Source organism: Xanthomonas prunicola (genome assembly GCF_002846205.1).
GTDB classification, from domain to species: domain Bacteria; phylum Pseudomonadota; class Gammaproteobacteria; order Xanthomonadales; family Xanthomonadaceae; genus Xanthomonas; species Xanthomonas prunicola.
This window is the reverse complement of the sequence record NZ_PHKV01000001.1, coordinates 1,079,965-1,104,909: the sequence shown is the minus strand read 5'-3', so window position 1 is coordinate 1,104,909 and position 24,945 is coordinate 1,079,965. Positions and strand designations below refer to the sequence as shown.

Annotated in this window: 20 protein-coding genes; 7 read left to right on the top strand and 13 right to left on the bottom strand. The window is 58.2% G+C overall.

The window, feature by feature from the left end; genetic code table 11:
* Nucleotides 1–7: 7 nt before the first annotated feature.
* Complete coding sequence (locus XpruCFBP8353_RS04850) at nucleotides 8–4,255, top strand: glycoside hydrolase family 99-like domain-containing protein (protein ID WP_101362144.1); 4,248 nt, start codon at nucleotides 8–10, stop codon at nucleotides 4,253–4,255.
* A gap of 129 nt (nucleotides 4,256–4,384) precedes the next feature.
* Here XpruCFBP8353_RS04850 and XpruCFBP8353_RS04845 read toward each other — a convergent pair whose 3' ends face one another.
* The 11 genes from XpruCFBP8353_RS04845 to XpruCFBP8353_RS04800 form a co-directional block, all read right to left on the bottom strand.
* Entirely contained in the window at nucleotides 4,385–5,947 is a 1,563-nt protein-coding gene (locus XpruCFBP8353_RS04845) for a hypothetical protein (protein WP_133125619.1), read from the bottom strand.
* Between the two features lie 19 nt (nucleotides 5,948–5,966).
* Nucleotides 5,967–7,946 carry a hypothetical protein gene (locus XpruCFBP8353_RS23340; RefSeq protein ID WP_133125618.1) on the bottom strand — a complete coding sequence of 660 codons (1,980 nt, stop codon included), beginning with the start codon at nucleotides 7,944–7,946 and terminating at the stop codon, nucleotides 5,967–5,969.
* On the bottom strand, nucleotides 7,946–8,347 hold the full coding sequence (locus XpruCFBP8353_RS04840) for a GtrA family protein (protein ID WP_101362484.1): 402 nt from the start codon (nucleotides 8,345–8,347) through the stop codon (nucleotides 7,946–7,948). Before XpruCFBP8353_RS04840 ends, XpruCFBP8353_RS23340 begins: the two co-directional genes overlap by 1 nt.
* Nucleotides 8,348–8,355: 8 nt before the next feature.
* Nucleotides 8,356–9,663, bottom strand: a complete 1,308-nt coding sequence (locus XpruCFBP8353_RS04835) for an NAD(P)/FAD-dependent oxidoreductase (RefSeq protein ID WP_101362142.1) — start codon at nucleotides 9,661–9,663, stop codon at nucleotides 8,356–8,358.
* Nucleotides 9,664–9,686: 23 nt separating this feature from the next.
* Nucleotides 9,687–10,631: an NAD-dependent epimerase/dehydratase family protein gene (locus XpruCFBP8353_RS04830; RefSeq protein ID WP_101362141.1), complete on the bottom strand. Its 945-nt coding sequence runs from the start codon at nucleotides 10,629–10,631 to the stop codon at nucleotides 9,687–9,689.
* A 1-nt stretch (nucleotide 10,632) separates the two neighbouring features.
* Entirely contained in the window at nucleotides 10,633–11,361 is a 729-nt protein-coding gene (locus XpruCFBP8353_RS04825; RefSeq protein WP_101362140.1) for an SDR family oxidoreductase, read from the bottom strand.
* Nucleotides 11,362–11,363: 2 nt separating this feature from the next.
* Complete coding sequence (locus XpruCFBP8353_RS04820) at nucleotides 11,364–12,665, bottom strand: FAD-binding oxidoreductase (RefSeq protein ID WP_101362139.1); 1,302 nt, start codon at nucleotides 12,663–12,665, stop codon at nucleotides 11,364–11,366.
* Nucleotides 12,665–14,053: a UbiA family prenyltransferase gene (locus XpruCFBP8353_RS04815; RefSeq protein ID WP_101362483.1), complete on the bottom strand. Its 1,389-nt coding sequence runs from the start codon at nucleotides 14,051–14,053 to the stop codon at nucleotides 12,665–12,667. Before XpruCFBP8353_RS04815 ends, XpruCFBP8353_RS04820 begins: the two co-directional genes overlap by 1 nt.
* A gap of 102 nt (nucleotides 14,054–14,155) precedes the next feature.
* The gene (locus XpruCFBP8353_RS04810) at nucleotides 14,156–15,142 is read right to left on the bottom strand and encodes a lysylphosphatidylglycerol synthase transmembrane domain-containing protein (RefSeq protein WP_101362138.1); all 987 of its coding nucleotides are present in this window, start codon (nucleotides 15,140–15,142) and stop codon (nucleotides 14,156–14,158) included.
* 15 nt (nucleotides 15,143–15,157) lie between these two features.
* Nucleotides 15,158–16,102, bottom strand: a complete 945-nt coding sequence (locus XpruCFBP8353_RS04805) for an electron transfer flavoprotein subunit alpha/FixB family protein (RefSeq protein ID WP_101362137.1) — start codon at nucleotides 16,100–16,102, stop codon at nucleotides 15,158–15,160.
* Entirely contained in the window at nucleotides 16,102–16,848 is a 747-nt protein-coding gene (locus XpruCFBP8353_RS04800; protein ID WP_101362136.1) for an electron transfer flavoprotein subunit beta/FixA family protein, read from the bottom strand. Before XpruCFBP8353_RS04800 ends, XpruCFBP8353_RS04805 begins: the two co-directional genes overlap by 1 nt.
* A 225-nt stretch (nucleotides 16,849–17,073) precedes the next feature.
* Between XpruCFBP8353_RS04800 and rfbB the strand changes: the two genes are divergently transcribed.
* Genes rfbB through rfbD form a run of 4 tightly spaced genes read left to right on the top strand, consistent with a single transcriptional unit; the run spans nucleotide 17,074 to nucleotide 20,530 of the window.
* On the top strand, nucleotides 17,074–18,129 hold the full coding sequence (gene rfbB, locus XpruCFBP8353_RS04795; RefSeq protein WP_101362135.1) for a dTDP-glucose 4,6-dehydratase: 1,056 nt from the start codon (nucleotides 17,074–17,076) through the stop codon (nucleotides 18,127–18,129).
* Between the two features lie 54 nt (nucleotides 18,130–18,183).
* The gene (gene rfbA, locus XpruCFBP8353_RS04790; protein ID WP_101362134.1) at nucleotides 18,184–19,071 is read left to right on the top strand and encodes a glucose-1-phosphate thymidylyltransferase RfbA; all 888 of its coding nucleotides are present in this window, start codon (nucleotides 18,184–18,186) and stop codon (nucleotides 19,069–19,071) included.
* Entirely contained in the window at nucleotides 19,068–19,625 is a 558-nt protein-coding gene (gene rfbC, locus XpruCFBP8353_RS04785; RefSeq protein ID WP_101362133.1) for a dTDP-4-dehydrorhamnose 3,5-epimerase, read from the top strand. The genes rfbA and rfbC overlap by 4 nt, the downstream gene beginning before the upstream one ends.
* The gene (gene rfbD, locus XpruCFBP8353_RS04780; protein ID WP_101362132.1) at nucleotides 19,622–20,530 is read left to right on the top strand and encodes a dTDP-4-dehydrorhamnose reductase; all 909 of its coding nucleotides are present in this window, start codon (nucleotides 19,622–19,624) and stop codon (nucleotides 20,528–20,530) included. The genes rfbC and rfbD overlap by 4 nt, the downstream gene beginning before the upstream one ends.
* Nucleotides 20,531–20,646: 116 nt before the next feature.
* Here rfbD and XpruCFBP8353_RS04775 read toward each other — a convergent pair whose 3' ends face one another.
* Nucleotides 20,647–22,050, bottom strand: coding sequence for a mannose-1-phosphate guanylyltransferase/mannose-6-phosphate isomerase (locus XpruCFBP8353_RS04775; RefSeq protein ID WP_101362131.1), 1,404 nt, complete (start codon nucleotides 22,048–22,050; stop codon nucleotides 20,647–20,649).
* A gap of 46 nt (nucleotides 22,051–22,096) precedes the next feature.
* Nucleotides 22,097–23,443 carry a phosphohexomutase domain-containing protein gene (locus tag XpruCFBP8353_RS04770; protein ID WP_101362130.1) on the bottom strand — a complete coding sequence of 449 codons (1,347 nt, stop codon included), beginning with the start codon at nucleotides 23,441–23,443 and terminating at the stop codon, nucleotides 22,097–22,099.
* 133 nt (nucleotides 23,444–23,576) lie between these two features.
* Between XpruCFBP8353_RS04770 and XpruCFBP8353_RS04765 the strand changes: the two genes are divergently transcribed.
* Nucleotides 23,577–24,308, top strand: a complete 732-nt coding sequence (locus XpruCFBP8353_RS04765; RefSeq protein ID WP_101362129.1) for a CoA transferase subunit A — start codon at nucleotides 23,577–23,579, stop codon at nucleotides 24,306–24,308.
* Complete coding sequence (locus XpruCFBP8353_RS04760) at nucleotides 24,308–24,937, top strand: CoA transferase subunit B (protein ID WP_101362128.1); 630 nt, start codon at nucleotides 24,308–24,310, stop codon at nucleotides 24,935–24,937. The genes XpruCFBP8353_RS04765 and XpruCFBP8353_RS04760 overlap by 1 nt, the downstream gene beginning before the upstream one ends.
* The last annotated feature ends 8 nt before the right edge of the window (nucleotides 24,938–24,945 follow it).

Here is a 24,945-nt window from a genome sequence, read left to right as displayed (position 1 = left end):
TCAATTAATGTCTAAGGTCTCTCCCGGCATCGAAAATAATTACACCTACAATGGTGAAGTGTGGGTTCCCAATAGTCGCTCCCAAGAGTTCGGCTATACGGATGGAGACGAAGCAGAAGAACGTATCGCCGCGTCTATTTTGGGTTGCGATGATGTATCGTTGTTTTCGCGACCATTACAGGAGTATCAAACAGACTGGCCCTCGCGTTACCACTTGAGCTCTGGGCGTGCGAACTTATTGCGCCCGATATCCGATCTGCTAAAAGGACGAGTACTGGAGGTCGGTTCTGGATGCGGCGCGATCTCGCGGTATCTCGGCGAGATCGGTGCATCGTTGACTGCGCTGGAAGGTAGCAGTCGCCGTGCGCGGATCACGGCATCTAGGTGCCGTGATCTGCCAAACGTGAGAGTTGTCAACGACGTGCTTGAAAACTTCTCGGCGCAAGAAGGGTTCGATGCTCTAACGTTAATCGGAGTGCTGGAATATGCCAACGTCTACGGTCAGTCCAATGCGCCGGCGCAAGCTTGGCTGCAGAAAGCACACTCGTTGCTTGCAGACGATGGCTGCCTGATCGTAGCTATTGAGAATCAGCTTGGCCTCAAATACTTCGCGGGTATGCCGGAGGATCACGTTGGCAAGCCGATGCATGGAATCTCCGACAACTATGACGCAACAACCGTTGCAACGTACGGACGGTTGCAGCTTATGGAAATGTTGCAGTCCGCGGGCTTTGAAAGCTGCGAGTTGCTGCTTCCCTTTCCTGATTATAAATTTCCTACTGTGGTGCTTGCGCCCGGCGCTTACGACGGTTCACATCCGGAATTCGATGCAGGTACATTAGCTGCTCAAAGCGCTATCGCTGATCCGCAGCTGCCGTATGCTCCGTTGTTCTCGCTCGAGCGCGCTTGGTCTGTTATCGCTCGTAACGGTCTTCTACCCGATATGGCGAATTCCTTTCTCTTCGTTGCTAGGAAAAAAGCTAAGCCGGCAGACAGCGCTTCATCCGGCAATACGCTGGCGCATCACTTTGCCACCAACCGACTCCCGGTGTTCTGCAAGCAGGTTCAATTTCAGGCCAAAAGCGATGGGGTTAGAATCGATGTTGTTCCCAAGCGTCTGCTAGATGACGACAGCCTAGAGCTGGCTCGTCCGATCAGTATGGAACTGAATGCCTCGGAATACGTTCTTGGTCATTTGCACACCCGGACGTTGGAAAAAATCGTGAGCCGAGATGGTTGGCGCGCGGCAGAGATTGCTGAGTGGCTTATGCTTTGGAAAGATACTCTGTTGCGAGGTGTTGCCGATTCGCAGGATGCATCTGATGTGTCAGGGTTGTTGCCCGGATGGGCGCTTGACGCGTTGCCGCGAAACCTCATGATCGATCAGAATGGCGCGGCAGAGTTTATCGATCTTGAGTGGATATGGCATGGTCAGCTTGAACTGTTGTATCTTTCCTACAGAGCCCTTGTAGGCTCAATGACGTCACTGGTTGCGGTCGGCATTCCGGAAGATATTTCCCATCTCCATGTGCCTGTCTTGCTGCGGACTGTAATGCAAATCATCGGGTCGCCGGTTGACGACGCAGACATTGAGCGATTCATTGAGTTGGATGGGGTTGTGACGCGTCTCGTGTATGGCCGAGACAGCGGCTTAATCTTTAAAAACTTTATGTGCCTGTACCTCCGTTCGATTCCTGATATCGCAAAGATGTCGGGCGACTGGAACGCCGTTAAGGCAGATGCCGCTGAGCGCATCGCTAGCGTTTTTCACTCCGCGGAAAGCGAGCGTGCAGCCAACCAAGTCAAGGAAGCCCAATTTCATCAGGAGCGGTCCGAGCTATGTTCCAAGCTGGAAGAGAAAGTCGCAGAAATCAAGGAGTTGAGGGGGCAGCGAGCCGATCAAGAGCTAAAGCTGGAGCAGTTGGCACACCTTGCTGAGCAAGCTCGCGTGAATGAGCAGAGATTAGAGCGCGATCTAATACAATCGAAAGATACGATGGAGGCGTATGCGGAACTCGTAGCATTGGCGGCTTCGCGTGCCAATGAACTTAATGAAGTGTATTCCTCGACGAGTTGGCGCATTACCATGCCCCTGCGAGTTATGAGGAATGTTTTTCGCCCGCGGTTTGCTAGAAATAAACTATCGCGTGGGTTGCGCCAGATTTACTTGAAAGTTCCAGTTTCAAGTAAATCTCGACAGCTTTTTAAGACGACGTTGTTTAAGCTCTTTCCTTGGCTGTTTTCTAATACGAACGCTTACCGAAGCTGGTATGTCTATCGGCATCTTGGTGAGAAGCATCTAGCGCCGGCTGCTCCGCATGTAGAAGATCCGTCGAACTTGGAGACGGCCCGCACTCGCTATGTGCAATCGATACTTCAGCTTCCCAGCTCGCCTTCCAATGAATATGTGCCGATCGCCGAGATGGCTGATAAACGGCCATTTGCGTCGCGTGTGATTGCGTTTTACCTGCCGCAATTCCATCCTATCGCTGAGAACGACGAGTGGTGGGGTCGTGGCTTCACTGAATGGACTAATGTTGCCAAGGCTGTTCCGCAATTCATTGGACATTATCAGCCCCATTTGCCTGGTGAGCTAGGCTTCTACGACTTGCGCATCGTTGATGTGATGCGTAGGCAGGCAGAGTTGGCAAAACTCTATGGCGTCGAGGGGTTCTGTTTCCACTACTACTGGTTTGCCGGGAAACGATTGCTCGAACGGCCGTTAGATCAGCTGCTTGCCTCCGATATTGATCTGCCATTTTGTATCTGTTGGGCCAATGAAAACTGGACGCGTCGCTGGGATGGCCTCGAGAATGAAGTACTTATTGCGCAGGATTACGGTCCCGAGGACGATCTAGCGTTTATAAAGACGTTGGAGCCCTTGCTCCGCGATCCACGCTACATAAGGGTCGATGGGCGGCCGCTTGTGATCCTATACCGCCCGTCTTTGTTACCTGATGCAGCGAGTACTCTTGACCGATGGCGGGCTTACTGTCGCGAATCTGGCGTCGGTGAGTTGTTTCTGTGTATGGTCCAGTTCGATAAGCTCGATCCGCGGGAGTACGGGTTTGATGCTGCAGTCGAGTTTCCACCGCACAAGGTTGCAGCTGGTCTGCCCTCCATCAATCACGAGTTGGAGATCATCAATCCTGGCTACCAAGGCAGCGTGGTCGATTACGCCAATGTTGTTGATAAGGCACTGTCGGAGGCCAAGCCAGAGTTCGACCTGATACGCGGCGTATTCCCATCGTGGGACAACGACGCCCGTAAGCCAGGCCGTGGCTATACCGTAGCTCGTTCAACTCCTGCCCGTTATCGTACATGGCTGCGCGGAGCGGTAGATTACTCAAGAAAGTTCCCTGTACGTGGGGAATCGCTTGTTTTTGTCAACGCGTGGAACGAATGGGCCGAAGGAGCCCATCTTGAGCCTGATCGAAGGTATGGCTACGCTTACCTTGAAGCAACCCGGCGAGCGCTGCGGCAGCCAGCAACGCCTAGGACGCCTGAGCGAGTCGCTGTGGTTATTCACGTTTTTTATCCAGAGCTTCTTCCTGAGATGCTTAAGGAGCTTCAGTTATGGGACGTGCCTTACCTTCTAATCATTTCTACTGTTCCTGACAAGGAAGATGAGGTCAAGAGGCATCTTGCTGATTTGTCAGTTGTGGCAGATGTGCGTGTATTCGAGAATAGAGGGCGAGATATCTTGCCATTCCTTGAAATCATGAAGGATCTTCGCGGACGCGAAAGCCTTGTCCTAAAACTGCACACGAAGCGCTCCCTTCACCGTCAGGACGGTGAGTCGTGGCGGCGCGACATGCTAGAGAAGCTACTCGCACCTAAGATGGCATGCGATATTTTTGCTGCCTTTAGAGAGCAGGAACGCTTGGGCCTAGCAGCGCCGGAGGGGCACATCCTTCCGATGACAACGTACTGGGGCGCAAATGCTGACACAGTGCATAGGCTCTCCAAACAAATGCGTGTCGATCCGGTCAATCCGGTTTCCGCGATGTTCGCTGCTGGTTCAATGTTCTATGTCCGCCCTGAGGCTATCGACTCGATCATGGATCTAGATCTTCGAAAAGAGGACTTTGAGCCTGAGGCTGGTCAGGTTGATGGCACATTGGCACATGCGATCGAGCGGTGTTTCAGTCTCGCTGTCTGCTCTACTGGGTACTACATTGCTTCCAGCAATTTGCCAATGGTTGAGGCGTACGAGACCTTTGAAGCATACGCATATGCCGATCCGTCACCGTGACAGGATCTAGAGGATCCGCATCTTCTGCTCCGTGTTCGATTTGTGTTGTTTGAATGGTCGGTGATGTCAAGAAATAGAAATAAAAACGCCGGCGTCTGCCGGCGTTTTTATTTCTATTTCTTGACGGCCTCATTCCTGCTCTGCACGGCATGACTGAATTTCGTAACGGTTATTGAATAGCTTCAATGGTGTACATCGTTTACTAAGTCGAATGTAATCGTTGCCATCAGGTAGTGGTAAATGTCTGTCGATAAATAGCAGTCCCTCACCTTTCAAGGTAGCCGGGGTGATCGCAGTAAACCTGCCGTGGCCTGCTCCAAGATATTCCTGGCTAGCAACATGTGCCCACCATGGAGCGTAAACGACGCCGGAGTAGTTTGCCAAAAAATCCTTAACTTCTTGTTGCTGCTGCGCTTCCGTAATAGTGGCCGAGTCTGTGCTTCGAACTGCAGGTAACCAAACACCCATGATGTAGTTAGTGATGCTGGCGTGAGTCAGGGCGCACCACGCGATGATTGAAAGCAACGCCGGGATAGGTAGTTCCCCACGCCGCACATATAAGACAGGCATGCAGATCAAGGCGCAGCCATACAGGACCGCATTAAAAGCGTAACGTGGCCAGCCATTGGAGAGAAATATCCAGTAACCGAGATGTACAAAAAATGCTATCACTAGAAGCGAGGTCAATGCGCGGACCTTTATGTCTTGAGTTGACCAGAGCGTCAGCGCTGCGCTAAATGCTCCCCATACGATGAGCCAGCCCACGCCAATGTTAAAGCGTTCTTTGAAGGTGGCGGCACGACCTTGAATGAGCTGATCAAATGTTGACGATGCCGATCCGGTTCCTTGCGTGCGAATAAATTGGATATGATTGTCCCAGTTGGTGAGCCAATCAGTGCTTCCCAGGGAATGCCAACGGTAAAACTCGAATAGGGCGATCGGAATCAAAGTTCCGATTGCGGCTGCGCTGAGCAATACCAACCACCTTTTGGTCTCCTGCGGCGATCGTCTTCTCGCGACGGACGAACGGATGGCCATGTAAAGCGCCATCGACCCTAGAGGGATGACGTAGATTGCCGATAATTCCTTTGCTTCGAAAGAGGCTCCCAACAGTACACCCGACGCTAAAAAGGTAGTTATACGTGGATGGCAATAGGTTGCAATGACGAAGGCCGTAAAAGCGAGCAAGTAAGACTGCAGCTCGCCCAGGAAAGCGAACCACTGCTCGTGGTGCATGGTTGTCGTTGAGATTGCAAGTAGCGTGCTTGCAGCAGTAAACGCGCACCCACGAGCATGCCCAGACCGTCTGGAAATAAGCATCATCCAGAGGCATGTCAGCACAGCGTTGAAAATTATCAATGCCATGCCCGGAATCCATGGAGCGTTTCCAAACAAACGGATTGCGGCAGCGCCCAAAATGATTGTGCTAGGACCGGTCCCCAATGCAGGGTGAAATAGCGATCCTCGATGATCTAGGTTGCCGTAGTCTAGGCTAAGCAGGTAGCCGTCTCCTGCCGCAAGGTTCTTAGCCACTACAGCAAAAGATGCGTCGTCAAAGCAGCAGCTACCCCGATTGAACGCATTGATAAGAAGTTCTATCAATACAAGTGCCAAGAACAGTAGGCTTACGCTGGTGATCAGCTTTTTATGCCACTGCTGTGCGCGATTGCTTTGGTTGCCAATCATTTGCATGCGGCTGGTCTCAATGGGCTCAGAATGTTGCAAACGGGATACTGGATTTAGTCAAAATAATGTTGTGTCCAGTATCGCAATAAGCTTTGCTCTTGCCTGAAACAAAAACCCGGTACGTTTCTGCGGGGAGTTTGGAGGCGTTAATGATGGCGTCAAAACCAGAGCGCTCATAGTGGCTATTCTTTAGGGCGATGACGACGTCTGGCCGACTCGTTCTGCTGTAGCCCGTATCAAATTCGAAAGCCTTATCCTTTCCAACCAGCGCAATCTTCAAGCTAGGAAAATCCATCGGTCCGACACCGATAAGAGAAGGTGACGCCCATCCTGAAAGGCGTATGGGCGTTTGATCCATGGCAGTGAGCGGTTGGATAGAAGTGCTACGTTCGTTAAGTGAGTCTAGTGCGCATTCCCGCTCGGAAACCTTTGGTTGGTTGATCATATGTCCGCTGGGAAAAATCGAAATATCCAGTGCCTGCCTCACTTGCATCAGCCGGGCGGAAAGTGCGCCCGTCGGCATCACTATCGCTTGTCCAGTAAAGGGTGCAGCGCCGACATCAGAGCAATCCACCTCAACCTTTGAATAATTATCAGCTTTGCTGGCGCCGACCGAGCATCGTCCAGGAATCAGCGGAAGTTGATGCCCGGACAGTGCCCACGCGCCGAGAACTGAGGTTGGAAGAGTGTTTGTCTGGTCTTTGGCGCGCAGGCTCTGTGCCAACCGTATTGGATCTGGGTATGGTACGTGTGCATGTGGCTTGTTTTGAAAGGCGCTATCCTCTCCAGCAAGAAAGTATGCAGTATTTAATGTTGACATTCTTAGGAAATAAGCGCGCTCCCGTAATTTTGGAAGCTGGGCAGCGCTTTGCATTATGAGCGACCCTATAACAACAAAGTAGGCCAGGCATACCAAGAATCTATAAAGGCTTCTTCTATATCCGAAAACGCTGTTTGTTGTAGCGAGCCGTATGGCGAAATAACACGCAGCCATTGATGTCGGCAAAATGGTGTCAGTGTATCTGGATGTAACCTCTGCTAGATCGTGGCCCCGTGAATATGAAATGGCCACGGAATTAAGCAGTCCGAGGATGTTCAGGCCAAGGAAAAATAGGTCGCTTGTGCTCTTCTGCTGTCGACCTGTTTGTACAAGCCAGATCAGGACTGGCGCTATCAGCAAAACCTGGCCGATTGCAGGAGGCATCGGCCAGCTGCTGGTAATCCACAACGCGGAGATCCACTCGCCGATGTTTTGTGCCTTCAAAATTGCATGGTACGCAGGTGATGGTGTCAGGCCATATCCGATAACGCCGACCAAGCACATCAACACTGCCAGAATTGCCGCGCGGATGCGGATCCCTGCGTCGGTGAAAGATCGAAGAGAAAGCACGCCAGCACAGCAAAAGGCGGTAAGCACCCCGTTAGCCATGGCGAGCATTGATGCGCCGATTATCACCAGAGGCAAGATGCATACAGGACCACGGAAATTTGTATAGGCGCATGCGCCAATTGCTAAAAATGCTAACAACGAATTTATATAAAATTGACTTTGAAAGCCAACCAGAGTGTTTTCCCAGCCGAACGGAAGGGCGCCCGCAAGGATCATCGCGAGTGTCATCGCGATTGCTTTGAAGCGATTCAATGCTTGGGCTGCAAAAAAAACAGGGATCGTAAGCGCTGCGCAATAGATTCCACTGGATACAACTGCTTCGAGTTGATTGTCCCACTGTTGTCCGTTCATATTGAACAATATGATGGTCAGGAGACGAGTCCAAAAGATACGATGCTCGTTATGTGCGGAGAATAGTTGTTGCCAAGTCAAGCTGCCGTTCTGAAAGGCGCTGAAAATTGCATTCTCGCCTCCCCACTGATCCCAGAATGGAACCGAACTGCCTGCCGCCATTAGCAACATGAAGCGCAAGGTCGCCAGCAATATAAACGTTCCAATGCACAGCAGCGCGACTTTCTTGAAATGGTACTTTTGGCAAAGATAGGTAATAGACATCATGTCTTTTTCTGCGAAAAAGAAAGATATTTGTGGCCGATGTAGCTTGTCACCACTGGAACCGCAACACCGATCCCATGGGATAGGGTCTCGGTGTGGAAGTCGATCGCCAAGTAAGGAAAGATGATGCGGGCGAACGCAAGACTGATCAGCAGGGTTTGGATTGCTGCAGCGATATTAACAAGTACGAACCAGAGAATCTGCTTATGAATGTGCTTATCGCTTCCCTCGAATACGAAGAGTTTGTTAAGTGAAAAGGCGGTGAGCATGCCCAGGCAGTAGGCGATAATAATGGCGGAGACGTAATGGAGCCAATGGCTCAGTAGAATACGTGAGCCAAAATTGACGGCCGCCGCAGTTCCGCCTGCAATCAAGAACAAGGCAAACTGCCGCGACATCAGCAAGCGAGTCACGTTGGACGAGCTCCGTTGCAGGCTTGGGCCGCCAACGTAGCTCCAACCGAGATACTTTCATTGATCGAGCGATCTTCCGGGTAGTAGTACGCCGTATCTGCCATGAAAAATCCACGCAGCGGCGTCTTCATCGGCGGCAGCATGTCTTGGAAGCCCGGCGGGCATATGGTCTGCGCGTACTCATAGCGATGGCAATGAGTTGCGAGGATCCACTCCGGCTTGAACTCCGTGTTGATTATAGGTAAATAGCTGATGACTTCGTCGATCAGTTGCTGATTGCTCCACTGCCACTTCGGATGAGTCTTAGGCATGTAGTAGGGCGCGTAAACGATGTGTTCGCCCGCACCCTTGCCTGGATTGAGGTTGCTGTACTCGATCAGGCCGGGTATGGAGATCCGGTCGTCGCTGATGTTCATCCAGAAGTTTTCGCTGACCGGTTTGGACACCTTCAGGATCACGCAGGCGACCGGAATGTTCTCGATCGCGGCGACTTGGTCGGCGAAGGTCTTGGGCAGACCGGGGACCATGCCAGGCACATACTGGATCGGTGCCGTCGACACCACACCGTCGTAGGCATGATGGCCATCGCGGGTGCGGATGCCGGTGACCTTGCCGTCGGCGGAGGCGACCTCTTCGATCGGCTGCGACAGCAGGATGCGGCCGCCCAGGCGCGTCACTTCCGCGGCCATGCGTTCCAGCAGCACGGCCGAGCCACCTTCCAGATAGCCCATGCTTTCGTTGAACAGATTACGCCGCGACAGCGCCACGCGCTTGATGCGAGTGCCGATCCAGGAGGCGGAGAGTGCATTCTGGTACTCGAAAAACTTTAGCGCGAATGCTTTTTCCCACATCACCTTGTAGGCCTTAGGACCGATCCAGCGGGTGATCCAGTCGCGCGCATTTTCCTTGTCCAAGGCGGTCCAGTCGCTGATGCCCTTGGTATGCATGACGTGCAGGGCGTAGCGGATCTTGTCGATCAGTCCCAGGTGCGGGAAGCCGAGCAGCGCGGACGGCGTTCCCCACTTGTGCAGCTTGCCCTGGTAGTAGTACCCCATTTTGGTGTCCGTCCAGTGCAGGCGGTCGGACAGCTTCAGGTCCTCAAGCAACTTGAACAGCGGGAAATCGGTCTTGCAGATGAAGTGGTAATAGCGCTCGATGCGCAGGCCGTCGAAATCGAAATCTGCGGACATGCCGCCGATGCGGTCGTCGCGTTCGTACACGTCGACCTGGTGGCCCTTTTTCAACAGTTCCATGGCAGCCATCAGGCCCATTGGGCCGCTGCCGACGATCGCGAATGTACTCATAGTTCTAAGTCTCGTATGACGGTTCAGCGCTTTAGCACAATATGGCTGTAGCGCGGGTCGGTATAGCTTTCGCGGATCGCATCCTCGAACGGCGTTTGCCGCACGCCGAACACCGCTTCGGTATCGACGCCCTTGAAGTCGTCGCCGGCGCTGAGCGCCTTGAGCTGGTCGGCGGTGAATGGCGGCTTGGAACTAAAGAGCGAATACACACGCAACAGGAAGGCGAAGAAGCCGATCGGAATATGCACGATCAGGGTGTGCAGTTTCTTGACCCGCTTGATCGTCTTGATGATGTCGACGTAGTCCACGCGCGTATCGCCAACGATATCGTAGACATCCCCTTCAGGCTCGCGTTCGATGCAGGTGGCGATGCAACGGCAGAAGTCGCGCTCGTAGAGCGGCTGGCGCATGAAGCGGCCGTCGCCCGGAATCGGGAACACCGGCGTCCTGGCCATGAAGCGTGACAGCCAGCCGAGGTGCTTGGGATCGAACCAGCCGAACATCAGGGTTGGGCGTAGCACGCAGTGGCGCAGACCGCTGGCGACCACCATCTCTTCCTGTGCGCGCTTGGTGTTGGTGTAGTCGTCCTTGGCCACCGAGTTCACCACCGAGGAGCTGATGTGCACCAGATACGGCACCTTCGCCGCGCGGCAGGCATCGAGCACGTGCGCGGTCGCGGTCAGGTTGTTTCGGGTGAATAGATCGGTTGTCTTACCGGTGATCTGCGCGTGCAACTGGGCGACGCAGGCTGCACCCTCGAACTCGCGTGCCCAGTCGCCGGGCTCGGCAAGGTCCGCCTGCACCACGCGCACGGCCGGGTGCAGCTCGCGCAGGATCTGCAGGTTGTGCGCGTGTTTGTCGATCGCTACCAGCTGGGTGTAGCCCTGCTGTTCGAGTTCGACGATTAGGTTCTGGCCGACCAGGCCCGCGGCGCCGGTGATGACGATCTTGGCGTGTTTGTCCGTCATGTCAGAGCTTGATCCTGCGAAAAATGAATTCTGGGATGTTCTTGATCACCAACATGATCGCCCACCAGAAATTAGGCAGGTAGGCCACAGCGCGACGCTTGTCCACTGCACTGAGAATCCCCTTGGCGATCTGGTCCGGCTTTGCCCACAGTGCGCCCTTCTTGAACGCCGCAGTCATGGGGGTGTCGACGAAGCCCGGCTTGATCGTGAGCACGTTGATACCGTCCGGACGCAGCCGCTGACCCAACCCGCTGAGGTAGGCAGTGACAGCCGCCTTGGCGCTGCCATAGAGGTAGTTGCTGGCTCGACCGCGGTCTCCCGCCACGGAAGAAATGACTGCAAGCGTGGCGCCCGACGTCAGTCGCGGCACAATCGCCGCGCACAGGGCAATCGTGGAGGTGCCGTTGGTTGCGAATTCACGCAGCGACAATTCGACCGAAGCGTTACACGCAGCCTGATCTGGCAGCGTGCCATGCGCGATCAACACAACATCGACACCGCCCAACGCAGCCCAGGCCGCATCCAGGATGTCGCCATGATGTGCACTATCGTTGACATCCAGCACGCCGATGCTGCTTCGGGCACCGCGGGTCGTGAGGTCTGCCGCAATTGTTTGCAGGCGCGCGGCCTGGCGGCCGAGCAGATGGATGGCCGCCCCGCGTGCGGCATAGCGTCGGGCGGTTGCTTCGGCGATGGCCGAGGTGGCCCCGATGATGAGGACGCGTTGCATGTCTACTCCGTGACCCGGCGCCAGAAGCCGGAAGAAAAACGTGGATCGAGATAGCTGCCGAACTCGCGCCAGCGACCATAGGCGCGCTGGAACGACTGTGCTGCCATACGTGCGTCCTTGGCAGGGTACAGAGCGCCGCCTGCCTCGTCGACGATCCGGTCGAGTCGCTCAAGCAGGCGGAAGACGTCAGGACCAGTGTTGGGAAAGTCCAAAGCCAAGGTCGTTCCCGGCCTTGGGAAAGACAGCATCCCGATGGACGGTGTGTCGCCAAATTCTTTCAACACAGCCAGGAACGAGCCGCTGCCGCTGCGCGCGATCTCAGTGAGCAGCGCGTCGACTCCGTCCCGCGCGGTTGCAGGCGGCAAGACACATTGATACTGCAGAAATCCGGAAGGACCATACATGCGGTTCCAGTCACGGATGCCGTCAAGTGGGTAAAAAAACGGTAAGAGGTGGCTGACGAAGCGTTTGCGGGGTGCGGGCTGGCGCCAGTAGTAAAGCGCGTTGAAAGGTCGCAGGGATAACTTGTTCACCAACGAAATCGGTGGGGTGACAGGCATGGATAATCCAGCGCCCGGCGATTTCGGTCGCTCCTGGGCAAGCCCGGTGCAGTGATCGGCGCGGGTGAAGTGCCCACGTCCGCGTGCTGTGCCGCTTGCCAAACAGTCAATCCAGGCAACGCTGTACTCGTGGCTTCCTGCCGACGCCTTCGATAACTCGAAGAACTCATCGAGCGAGCCGAAGCGAATGTTTTCTGCTTCCAGTGTGGGACTGCCGACGCGGCGTAATTGGATTTCAGCCCAGGTGATCAGGCCAGTGAGCCCTAGCCCGCCGACGGTGGCTGCGAACCAGTGGTCGGCATCATTTGGCATGCACACTCGCCGCTCGCCGTCGCTACGCAGTAGCTCGAATGCGCGCACATGATGACCAAAATTGCCGGTGCGATGGTGGTTCTTGCCATGCACATCGTTGGCAATTGCGCCGGCAACGGTGACGTAGCGCGTGCCGGGCGTCACTGGCAGAAACCAGCCTTGCGGCAGAACTAGCTCGATGATCTCGTTAAGTGTGACGCCCGCCTCACAGCGAAGTACGCCACTGGCCGGATCAAACGCGATAAATCGATCAAGCCCACGTGCGCACAGCAGTGCACCGTCCGGGTTTAGGCAACTGTCGCCATAACTGCGTCCGTTACCACGCGGCAGGGCAAGGCCGTCGAATGTTGGTAGGCTTGCCGCGCGATCGTTGATCGGTAGCAGCGTTTGCTGCGCGCTGGGATAGCGGCCCCAGGACTGCCCCGCCGCCATCAGATGGCGCTCAGGGCGAACAACCCGCACAGCACCACAACGATCTGGCTAACGCGATCGGTGGCAGCGAACACGATCGGGTCATCGTGCATCTCTCCGCGATGAGCAATGATCCAGACCCGGCTCACCCAATACAGCAACACCGGGCATACCAGCCAGAGCAGTTTGGGATTGCGGTAGAGCTCCACACTCTCGGGACTGTTGATGTACAGCGCCATCACCATCACCGCGATGTAGCCAGCCGCCGCGCCCATGGATTGCAACAGCGAGAGATCCTCTACCGAATAGGCTCGGCCACTGGCCCTGGTCTTGCCGCTGCTCAACATGGCATGTAGTTCCGTGTAGCGCTTGAGCAGCGCAAGCGAAAGGAACATGAACATCGAAAATGCCAATAGCCAGAACGATAGCTCGATGCCAATCGCCACTGCCCCGCCGATGATGCGTACGGTGTAGAGCGCTGCGAGCAGCACCACGTCGATCATCACGATGCGCTTCAAGCGCAGCGAATACGCCAAGGTCATGACGTAGTAGGCAAGCAAGACCAAGGTGAATTCAATGTTGCACGCCAGCGACAGCAGGAGGCCTGCTACTGTCAGTGCCGGGGCAGCCAGCAGGCCCTGCAAAAGAGGAAGACGACCTGCCGCGAACGGACGCTTGCGCTTGCGCGGATGCTGACGATCAGGCGTCAGGTCCAGCAGATCATTGAGCACATAGACACCGGAAGCGCATAACCCGAACGCAACCAGCGCAATCGTGGATTGCAGGACCGATTCCAGATCCAGGAAGCGGTGCGCGGTCAGCAGCGGAACGAATACCAGCAGATTCTTCAGCCATTGATGCAGGCGCAACGCTTTCAGCCATGCACGGGCGCGCGGCGGAGCAGGCCAATGCGCATGCACAGTTGTCCGCTGCGAGGCCGCTTTAGCCAGGGCAAGGCCGTTGTTGACGACCCATGCGCCACCGGCCTTGTCCCATACGTGCAAATCCACGCTGCCGTTGCCCGCGTAATCAAAGTTGCCCTGACCAAACGCCTCGACCAGCACATCCGCCTTGTTGCGCCCAGACAGATTGCGCTTGCCATCACTGGCAATGACCTGCTCGAAGAGGCCTAGATGCTCTGCAATGGGCTGCACCAGGAGCTCGTCGGACGCCGTGCACAGCACACGCGGACGTTGCGTCGTGGTGCGCAACAGCTCTAGCACTTGGTGGTTGTAGGGCAAGGTCTCTGCAGGCAGGACGACGCGGGACGCAAGCTCCCGCTTTAGCGCAGCCTTCCCACGCATCAGCCACAACGGCAGCAAGAACAGGTACAGCGGGTTTCGTGCCAGCAACGCCAGCACGGACTCGTAGAGAATGTCCGAATTCAAAAGCGTGCCATCCAGATCCACGCACAAGGCGCGTCCCGAAACAACCGGACGGGTGGAGCTGCTGGTAGGGGCGGACATCGACTGCCTGGCGATCCATTGCGGGGCGCCGATTATACCTGCCGATCAACGCGCGCTCTTGCGAATGGCGAATTCTGCGGCAAGCAGAGACACAGCGCCCACGAGAATGGCGTACCAAAGCGTCACCAGGCGCGCCGCGACGGCGACTGCAATGGCGTCTGCAGTAGAAATTCCGAGCCGATTGAGCATCAATACGATAGCCAATTCGGTCGTGCCGACGCCACCGGGGACGAACGACAGCGCGCCGATCAGCATCGCAAGCGGGTAAATGCCGAACGCGACAATAGGATCCAGGTGCAAGCCCATGCCGACGCAAAGGCTCACGAAAACTGCCGAGGTCAGTCCCCAGGCGAGGAATCCGGCGAGCATGCTTTGCCCAAACGCTGGCACATCCAGGCAGCTACGCAGTTCCAAGGCTGCCGCAAGGCAAAAGTGCGCGAGACGTCGCAGCCAGCGGCCGGGAAGCCGCGCGGTCAAACCTGCCAAGTTGTCCAATAAGGCTGGCCAAGCGGCCGCACCGAACAGCACGCAGACAAATCCCAGCACTACTGCAGCTAGCGCGCCCAAGGTGGGAAATACCGATGCGGCCAGCAAAGACAGCGACAGGATGACCAAGAGGTCGGACGCGCGCTCGAAGACGAAGACACCCAACGTGCGCTCGGCCGGAATACCCATCCGCGCGAAGTAACGAATCCGCATCAGCTCGCCTGCCTTGCCGGGCGTGGCGGTCAGCGCGAAGCCTGCCAAATAGCCAGCCAGGCCAAGTCCCACTGGTACGTGATGTCCTTTGCGACCAAGCAGCCATTGCCAGCGCCAATACCGAAACAGGTACGTCAACGAGACTGGCACAATTGCAAGCAGCATCAGGTGCCAGACGTCATTCAGCCGCGAAAACGTTCCGTTCCCGTTGTCCACCCAGACCAAGACGGCGACGTAACTGGCGCAGAGCACGGCAACAAAGGCGGCCAGATAATCCAGACGGTGCCGCAATTTTGCGGCACCGTTGAGGACAGGGGGCGAGGGTGAGTCCATTGCAGCGGATGGACCTCAGCCCAGCGCAGTCTCCAGCTCCGGTAGCAGCGCAAACAAATCCCCGACCAAGCCGATATCGGCGATCTCAAAGATCGGCGACTCCGGGTCCTTGTTGATCGCCACGATCGTGCCGGCGTCCTTGATGCCGGTCAGATGCTGGATGGCGCCACTGATGCCGATTGCCATGTACAGTTCAGGGGCGATGATCTTGCCGGTCTGGCCGACCTGCAGTTCGTTGGGCACGTAACCGGCATCCACTGCAGCACGTGAAGCACCCACGGCAGCGCCGAGTTTGTCGGCCAGGCTGTAGATGTGCTTGAAGTTTTCTGCCGAGCCGACGCCGCGGCCGCCGGAGACCACGCGCTTTGCGCTCTGCAGGTCGGGGCGATCGGAGCTGCCTGCGGCCAAGCCAACAAAACGGGTATGGGTCGGTAGCGCAGCATCCACCGTGACCGACTCAATCGTGGCGCTTCCACCGCCGGCGGCTTCCGGCCATGAGGCACTGCGCACCGTGGCGACCACGACCTGATCTGCCGGGGCTGTCACCGTGATGATGGCGTTGCCGGCGTAGATCGGCCGCTTGAAGGTGTGAGCGTCTTCGACCGACATCAGATCGGAGATCTGGTTCACGCCCAGCAGCGCAGCCACGACCGGCATCAGGTCCTTGCCGAACGTGGTCGAGGGGCCGAACACGTGCGTATAGCCCTGGCCAGCCAGCTGGGCGATCTGCGGTCCCAGCACCTGCGCGATGGCATGCGCGTTGGCGGCATTGGCCACGGTCAGTACACGGGCGACGCCCGCCAGCTGCGCGGCTTGCGCCGCGACTGCGGCCGGGTCGGCTGCCAGTACAACCACATCGATGGAGTCGGCCGAGATCGCCAGCGCAGCGCTCAGCGTCTTGGCGGTGGCGGCGTTGAGCTGGCCATTGAGGTGTTCAGCGACAACGAGAATCTTGGCCATTACAGCAACCCCTTCTGCTTGAGTGCGGCCACCAGTTCGGCGGCGTCCTTGACCATCACGCCGCGGCTGCGCTTGGCCGGCGCCGCATAGTGGGTAGTGGTCAGACTGTCGTGCGCGTCGACACCCAGATCGGCGAAGGCCAGGGTCTCCAGCGGCTTGCTCTTGGCCTTCATGATGTCCGGCAGCTTGATGAAGCGCGGCTCGTTCAGGCGCAGATCGGTGGTGATCACCGCCGGCAGGTCCACTTCCAGCGTCTCCAGGCCGGCATCGACCTCGCGCGTGACCGTGGCCTTTCCATCGGCAACGACGAGCTTGCCGGCGAAGGTGGCCTGCGGCCGGCCCCAGAGGGTGGCGAGCATCTGGCCGGTCTGGTTGGCGTCGTCGTCGATCGCCTGCTTGCCGAGGATGACCAAATCCGGCTGTTCCTTCTCAACCAATTTGAGCAGCGCCCGCGCGGCGGTCAGCGGCTGAACAGCCGTGTCGGTGACCACATGGATCGCGCGATTGGCGCCCATGGCCAGGCCGTTGCGCAGGTGCGCAGCCGCATCGGCTGGTGCCAGGGTGGCGACCACCACCTCGGTGGCGGCCCCGGCATCGCGCAGGCGCAATGCTTCTTCCAGGGCGATTTCGTCGAACGGGTTGGGCGAAAGCTTGACGCCGTCGGTCACCACGCCGGAGCCATCCGGCTTGACCTGAATGCGGACGTTGTAGTCCACCACGCGCTTGTAGGCGACGAGGATTTTCATCGTGTACGAGATCCTTCAGCTATTGCGGGAAGGCCCGGCCGCGGCGGCAGGCTCGGGAGTGGGGCCATTCTAACCGGGCCCGGCAGACCATGCGATGGCGTATGGATGCTGCGGTGCAACATCTGGATGCTTGGTTGACAATGCTTACGCTCGGTATTGCTCCGACCGTATATCCTGTGTGGTTTGAAAATGCAGCGCGGCTTGCGCGCGACCAGGAGATCAGCAGTGGCAACTTGGCTTGTAACCGGCGGTGCCGGCTTCATTGGTGGCAACTTTGTTCTTGAGGCAGTGGCTCGCGGGATCCGCGTGGTCAATCTCGATGCACTGACCTATGCGGGAAACCTGAACACGTTGGCATCCCTGGAAGGCAATCCGGACCACGTTTTCGTCAAGGGCGATATTGGCGACGGTATGTTGGTCGCCCGTCTGTTGCAGGAACACCAGCCAGACGCGGTGCTGAATTTCGCAGCCGAGAGCCACGTGGATCGCTCGATCGAAGGTCCGGGCGCATTCATTCAAACCAATGTCGTCGGAACTTTAGCGCTGCTTGAAGCAGTACGCGACTATTGGAAGTCGCTGCCTACCGCGCGCAGCGATGCTTTCCGTTTTCTGCATGTCTCAACCGACGAGGTCTACGGCACGCTTGGCGAAACCGGTAAGTTCACCGAGACCACACCTTACGCGCCGAACTCGCCGTATTCGGCGTCCAAGGCGGCCTCGGATCACCTGGTGCGTGCGTTCCACCACACCTACGGTCTGCCGGTGCTGACCACCAATTGTTCGAACAATTACGGTCCGTACCACTTCCCCGAAAAGCTCATTCCGCTGGTGATCGCCAAGGCGCTTGCCGGCGAGCCGCTGCCGGTCTACGGCGACGGCAAGCAGGTGCGCGACTGGTTGTTCGTCAGCGACCACTGCGAAGCGATTCGTACCGTGTTGGCGAAGGGCAAGGTCGGCGAGACCTACAACGTGGGCGGCAATTCAGAACGCCAGAATATCGAAGTCGTGCAGGCGATCTGCGCACTGCTGGATCAGCATCGTCCACGCGACGATGGCAAGCCGCGTGCGAGCCAGATCACGTATGTGACGGACCGCCCGGGCCATGATCGCCGTTACGCGATCGACGCCTCGAAGCTGAAGAACGACCTGGGCTGGGAGCCTGCCTACACCTTTGAGCAAGGCATCGCGCAGACGGTGGAGTGGTATCTGACTAACCAGGCGTGGGTGCAGGGCGTGCTGGATGGCAGTTACCGGCTGGAACGGATCGGCGCCTCGGCGTAACGCGCCCCGCAAGAGCCCGCGCGGTCATGTGCGGGCCTCACAAGGAACTATCTCATGACACAACGTAAAGGCATTATTTTGGCCGGTGGCTCGGGCACACGCCTGTATCCGATCACCAAAGGCGTGAGTAAGCAGCTGCTGCCGGTGTACGACAAGCCGATGATCTATTACCCGCTGAGCGTCCTGATGCTTGCAGGCATTCGCGATATTTTGATCATCAATACGCCGCATGAGCAAGCGCTGTTTCAATCCTTGTTGGGTGACGGCTCTCAGTGGGGAATTAACATTCAATACGCCGTGCAACCCAGCCCGGACGGGTTGGCGCAGGCGTATTTGATCGGTCGCGATTTTGTCGATGGCAAGCCGAGTTGCCTGGTGTTGGGCGACAATATTTTTCATGGTCACGGTTTGACCGAGACGCTACGCCGCGCCGATGCGCGTGAGCAGGGTGCAACCGTCTTCGGCTATTGGGTCAACGATCCTGAGCGCTATGGCGTGGCCGAATTCGATCAGCAAGGCAAAGTCATCGATATCGCCGAAAAGCCTGAGAAGCCGCGCTCCAACTATGCGGTCACCGGTCTGTATTTCTACGATGGAAAAGCCAGCGATTATGCGGCCGCCTTGAAACCCTCGCCGCGCGGCGAGCTGGAGATTACCGATCTCAATCGCTGCTACCTCGATGCAGGCGATTTGCATCTTGAGCCCCTGGGGCGCGGGTATGCATGGCTGGATACCGGGACGCACCAGTCGCTCCACGAAGCGGCCAATTTCATCGAGACCATCCAGATGCGTCAGGGCCTGCAGGTGTGCTGCCCCGAGGAAATCGCATTTGGTCAAGGCTGGATCGATGCTGAGCAACTGGAGCGTCTGGCCGCTCCGTTGCTGAAAAATGACTATGGCAAATATTTGCACGAATTGGCTGTGCGAGGAGTCGTACCTTGAAAATCGTCGAAACGCGTTTACCAGGTTGTGTCGTCATCGAGCCGGCAGTGTTCGGCGATGAACGCGGGTACTTCTTTGAAACGTGGAATGCCGAGCGCTTCGGGCAACATGGTCTGCCGACGCGGTTCGTGCAAAGCAATGTCTCCACGTCGGCCAAAGGTGTCTTGCGTGGTCTGCATTACCAGTGGCCGCGTCCTCAGGGCAAGCTGGTCAGCGTGCTTGAGGGTGAGGTCTACGATGTGGCGGTCGATGTCCGCCATGGCTCGCCCAACTTCGGGCAGTGGGCAGCGGTGGTGTTGAGCGCAGAAAACAAGAAGCAGTTCTGGATACCGGAAGGGTTTGCGCATGGCTTCGCGGTGCTGTCAGAGCGGGCAGTGTTCAGTTACCTTTGCACCGACGTGTATGTGAAGGAGGCCGATGCCGGCGTGCGCTGGGATGATGCGGGGATTGGCATCGATTGGCCGATCAGCGATCCGTTGCTCTCTGCAAAGGACTCGGCTGCGCCGTTCCTGAGCGATGTGCCAGCCGAACGCTTGCCGGTGTATGCACCGTGACCACGCTGGTCCTAGGTGCAAATGGGCAGGTGGGTACGGAATTGCTGCGTGCGCTGGCAGTCGATGGCGCAGTACTGGCCACCACGCGTAGTGGCCAATTGCCTGACGGCAGCGCGTGCGAAACAGCAGACTTCGATGCGCCTGAGACGCTGACCGCTTTGCTGGATCGGATCACGCCATCGTGTGTGGTCAATGCCGCCGCTTACACGGCGGTGGACCGTGCCGAGCAGGATCGGGACAGCGCGACACGTGCCAACGCAACGGCGCCCGGCGTTATCGCGGCATGGTGCGCATCCAATCGCGTACCGCTCGTGCATTACTCCACCGATTATGTCTTCGACGGGCAGGGCGTAGCGCCATATCGCGAGGACGCACAGACCTCGCCGCTCGGCGTTTACGGGGAAACCAAGCTTGCCGGCGAGCAGGCCATCCGTACTTCCGGCGCGCAGCATCTGATCCTGCGTACTGCCTGGGTGTACGCCTCGCATGGCGCGAACTTCTTGCGCACGATGTTGCGGGTGGGGGCGGAGCGCGACGAGCTGCGTGTGGTGGCCGATCAGATCGGAACACCGACGCCGGCGGCATTGATCGCCGATGTCACTGCACAGCTGCTGCGTCAGCGCACGCCCGAGACATCGGGTACCTGGCATCTCACCGCGGCTGGCCAGACCAGCTGGCATGGATTTGCCGAGGCGATCTTCGAAGAGGCGGTCAGTGCCGGTCTGCTGGAGCGTGCGCCGCGTGTGGTGCCGATCACCACTGCGGACTATCCGACACCAGCGAAGCGTCCGGCGTATTCGCGGTTGTGCATCGACAAATTGCAGCGTGATTTCGGTATCGCGTTGCCCGAGTGGCGCGTTGGCTTGCAGCGTGTGATTGCCGAGTTGTCTGCGGCGAAGAAATAGTTCGATGGCATGTAGATGACGACAGCATTCGTCGCTGTCGCCTGATCTGCGAAACGCAAATAGCCGGGAATTCCCGGCTGTTTGCTTGTGCGGCGCACCTTTTTACGAGCAACCCATCACGCCCGCCCGTAGGTATCTTCGAAGCGCACGATATCGTCTTCGCCCAGATAGCTACCGGACTGCACTTCGATCAATTCCAGCGGCAGCTTGCCCGGATTGCGCAGGCGATGGGTCACGCCCAGCGGGATGTAGGTACTCTGGTTTTCGGTCAGCAGCAGGACTTCTTCGCCACGCGTCACTTCGGCAGTGCCACTCACCACGATCCAATGCTCGGCGCGGTGGTGATGCATCTGCAAGCTGAGCACCGCACCGGGTTTGACGGTGATGCGCTTGACCTGGTGGCGCTGGCCCATGTCGATGGAGTCGTAAGCGCCCCACGGACGATAGACCTTACGGTGCCAGGTGGCCTCGGAGCGGCCGGCCGTCTTGATCTGGCTGACCACGTCCTTGACCTCTTGGATACGGTCGCGGTGACCGACCAGCACGGCATCCGGCGTCTCGACGACCACCACATCCTCCAGCCCCACCATGGCGATCAGGCGTGAACCGTACGCATAGGTGTTCTGGCAATCGATTTGGATCACATCGCCATGGTGCGCGTTGCCTTGCGCATCCTGCTTGGAGACGTCCAACAGCGAGGACCACGAACCGACATCGTTCCAACCGGCATCCAATGGCACCACAACCGCGTCGGCGGTCTTTTCCATCACTGCATAGTCGATCGAATCCGACGGGCTGGCGGCGAAGGCGTCCTTGTCCAGACGGGTGAAGTCGGCGTCGCGCTTGCCGCCTTCCCACGCCTTCTGGCACGCATCGGCGATGGCCGGATGGAACTTGCGCAGTTCTTCCAGATAACGCGACGCGCGGAACAGGAACATGCCGCTGTTCCAGTAATACTCGCCGCTCGCCAGATAGCTTTGTGCGGTCGCCAGATCGGGCTTCTCGACGAAGCGCTCGACCGCGCTCACGCCAGCGCCTGCACCGGCCTTGATGTAGCCATAACCGGTTTCCGGTGCAGTCGGCTTGATACCGAAGGTGACCAGCTTGCCCTGCTCGGCAGCAGTGGCTGCCAGCGTCACTGCCGTCTGGAATGCAGCCTCATTCTGGATGACGTGATCGGAAGGCAGCACCAGCAATAGCGGATCGGCACCGTCGCGGGTCGCTTCGAGTGCGGCAACCGCAATCGCCGGCGCCGTGTTGCGCCCCTTCGGCTCCAACAGGATGGCCGATGGCTTCACGCCCAACTGTTGCAACTGCTCGGCCGCCATGAAGCGGTGCTCTTCATTGGCGACCACGATGGGGGCGTGACCTGCGACCGGAGCTGCGCGCAGCCAGGTGGACTGCAGCATGCTCTTGTCGCCGACCAGCGGCAGGAACTGCTTGGGATAGGATTCGCGCGACAGCGGCCATAGGCGCGTGCCGGAGCCGCCAGACAAAATAATGGGTAGGACGTCGCTCATGGGCGGGGGAAACTCCAAAGTGCGTCTAAGGTGGGAGAGGGGTCAATCAGCCGCGCAGCAGGTTGGAAATTTCCTGCGTACGCGTTTCCAGCAGTGCGGCATCGCCGCGCGTTTCCACGTTCAGGCGCAGCAGCGGCTCTGTGTTGGAGCTGCGCAGGTTGAAACGCCATTCGCCAAAATCGGCGCTGATGCCGTCGGTGTAGTCGAGCTCCGGCGACAGCGACGCGTAATGCTCCATTACGCGGGCAACTGATGCCTTGGCATCGGCCACCTTGAAGTTGATCTCGCCGCTGCAGGGGAATTTCTGCATGCGCGCTTCGACCAGATCGGCCAGCGAACGGCCCGACTGCGACACCAGCTCTGCGATCAGCAGCCACGGAATCATGCCGGAGTCGGCGTAGGCGAACTCACGGAAATAGTGGTGCGCGCTCATTTCGCCACCATAGACGGCGTTTTCGCTGCGCATCTTTTCCTTGATGAAGGCGTGGCCGCTCTTGCACAGCACCGGAATGCCGCCGGCTTCTTCGACCTGCTCGACCGTATTCCAGGTCAGGCGCGGGTCGTGCACGACCTTGCCGCCCGGTTGCTTGGCAAGGATGGCCTGTGCCAGAAGGCCGACCAGATAATAGCCTTCGATGAAGCGACCGGTGTGATCGAAGAAGAAGCAACGATCGAAGTCGCCGTCCCACGCGATGCCGAAATCGGCGCCATTGTCCTTGACCGCCTTGGCGGTGGCGTCGCGGTTTTCCGGCAGCAGCGGGTTGGGGATGCCGTTGGGGAAGTTGCCATCGGGTTCATGGAAGACGCGCACGAACTCGAACGGCAGATGCGGCGCGAGCAGATCGACGATCAGGCCGGCGCCGCCGTTGCCGGCATTGACCACCAGCTTGAGCGGCTTGAGCGTACTGCGGTCCACGTAGCTGAGCAGGTGCTCCAGGTACGCGGTCTTGTCGGTGCGGCTCTGCTCACTGGCAGTGGGCTCGCCCGGCGCAGCGGTATCGGCCGCGACCGTGTCGCGGATGGCGAACAGGCCGGTGTCCGAGCTGATCGGCCGGGCTTGCTCGCGGACCAGCTTCATGCCGTTGTAGTCCATCGGGTTGTGACTGGCGGTGACCATCACGCCGCCAGCGGCCTTGAGGTAATCGGTCTGGAAATAGACCTCCTCGGTGCCGCACAGGCCGATATCGATCACGTCACGGCCGCTGGCGCGCAGGCCGGCCGAAAGCGCTTCCTGCAACGCCGGGCTCGCCAGGCGCACATCGTGACCCAGGACCACGGGCCCCTGATCCAGCTGCGCCGCCAGCGCCACACCGATGCGGCGGGCCAAGTCCTCGTTGAGTTCATCCGGCACGCGGCCGCGAATGTCATAGGCCTTGAAGGCGGGTAGCGTCATGGGCAAATCCTGAAATGGGGGACACCCGAGTTTAGCGGCTGCGCCGTGTCTTGGGTGTGGCGGAATTGCGACCGGGGACAGGGAACAGTCAGCGGATAGAATGGGCGCTTCACATCAGCGGGTGAGGGCGGTGATGCGCAATGAAGTGAGCGGTGCGGCAAGCGGTAAACGCTATGCCGATGCCAAGGCAGCGCTGGAGGGGGTGTTGGCCGATGGTCAGACCCTGGCGGTGGGCGGCTTTGGGTTGTGTGGCATTCCGGAGGCATTGATTGCAGCCGTGCGCGACAGCGGGACCGGCGGGTTGACCGTGATTTCGAACAACGCTGGCGTCGACGGTTTCGGGCTTGGTCAATTATTGGCCACCCGGCAGATCCGCAAGATGATTTCGTCCTACGTGGGCGAAAACAAGGAATTCGAACGCCAATACCTGGCGGGCGAACTTGAGCTGGAGTTCAATCCGCAAGGCACCCTGGCCGAGCGTTTGCGTGCGGGTGGGGCGGGAATTCCTGCGTTTTACACTGCTACCGGCTACGGCACGATCGTGGCCGAGGGCAAGCAAACGCGCGAATTCGACGGCAAGCACTACGTGCTGGAAACCGCGCTGCACGCCGATGTAGCGCTGGTCAAGGCATGGCGCGCCGATACCGCGGGCAACCTGGTGTTCCGCAAGACCGCGCGCAATTTCAATCCGGCCTGCGCCATGGCCGGGCGCGTGTGCATCGCTGAGGTCGAGGAAATCGTGGAACTGGGCGTTATCGACCCGGATCAGGTGCATCTGCCCGGTATTTACGTGGACCGCCTGGTCCTCAACGCTACGCCGGAAAAACGCATCGAACAGCGCACCGTGCGCGGAGGACAGCAGTAATGGCCTGGACCAGAGACCAGATGGCCGCACGTGCGGCACGCGAGCTGACTGATGGCGCTTATGTGAACCTGGGTATCGGTTTGCCGACGCTGGTAGCCAACCATATCCCCGATGGTGTGGATGTCTGGCTGCAGTCGGAGAACGGTCTGCTTGGCATCGGCCCGTTTCCTACCGAAGACGACGTGGACGCAGACCTGATCAACGCAGGCAAACAGACCGTGACCGCGCGCGCCGGTGCCAGTTATTTCGGTAGCCACGATTCGTTCGCGATGATCCGTGGCGGCCACATCGACCTGGCGATTCTCGGTGCGATGCAGGTCACCGAGCGTGGCGACCTGGCCAACTGGATGGTGCCCGGCAAGATGGTCAAGGGCATGGGCGGCGCGATGGATCTGGTGGCCGGCGTCAAGCGCGTGGTGGTGTTGATGGAGCACGTCGCCAAAGACGGCAGCCACAAGATCCTGCGCGAATGCGACCTGCCGTTGACCGGTGTCGGTGTGGTGGATCGCATCATTACCGATCTCGCCGTGTTCGATGTCACTGCAGAGGGGTTGGTGTTGGTGGAGGCCGCAGAGGGTGTGGCGTTGGAGGAGTTGCGCCAGAAGACCGGCGTTGAATTCGCGACCTAACCGAAGGG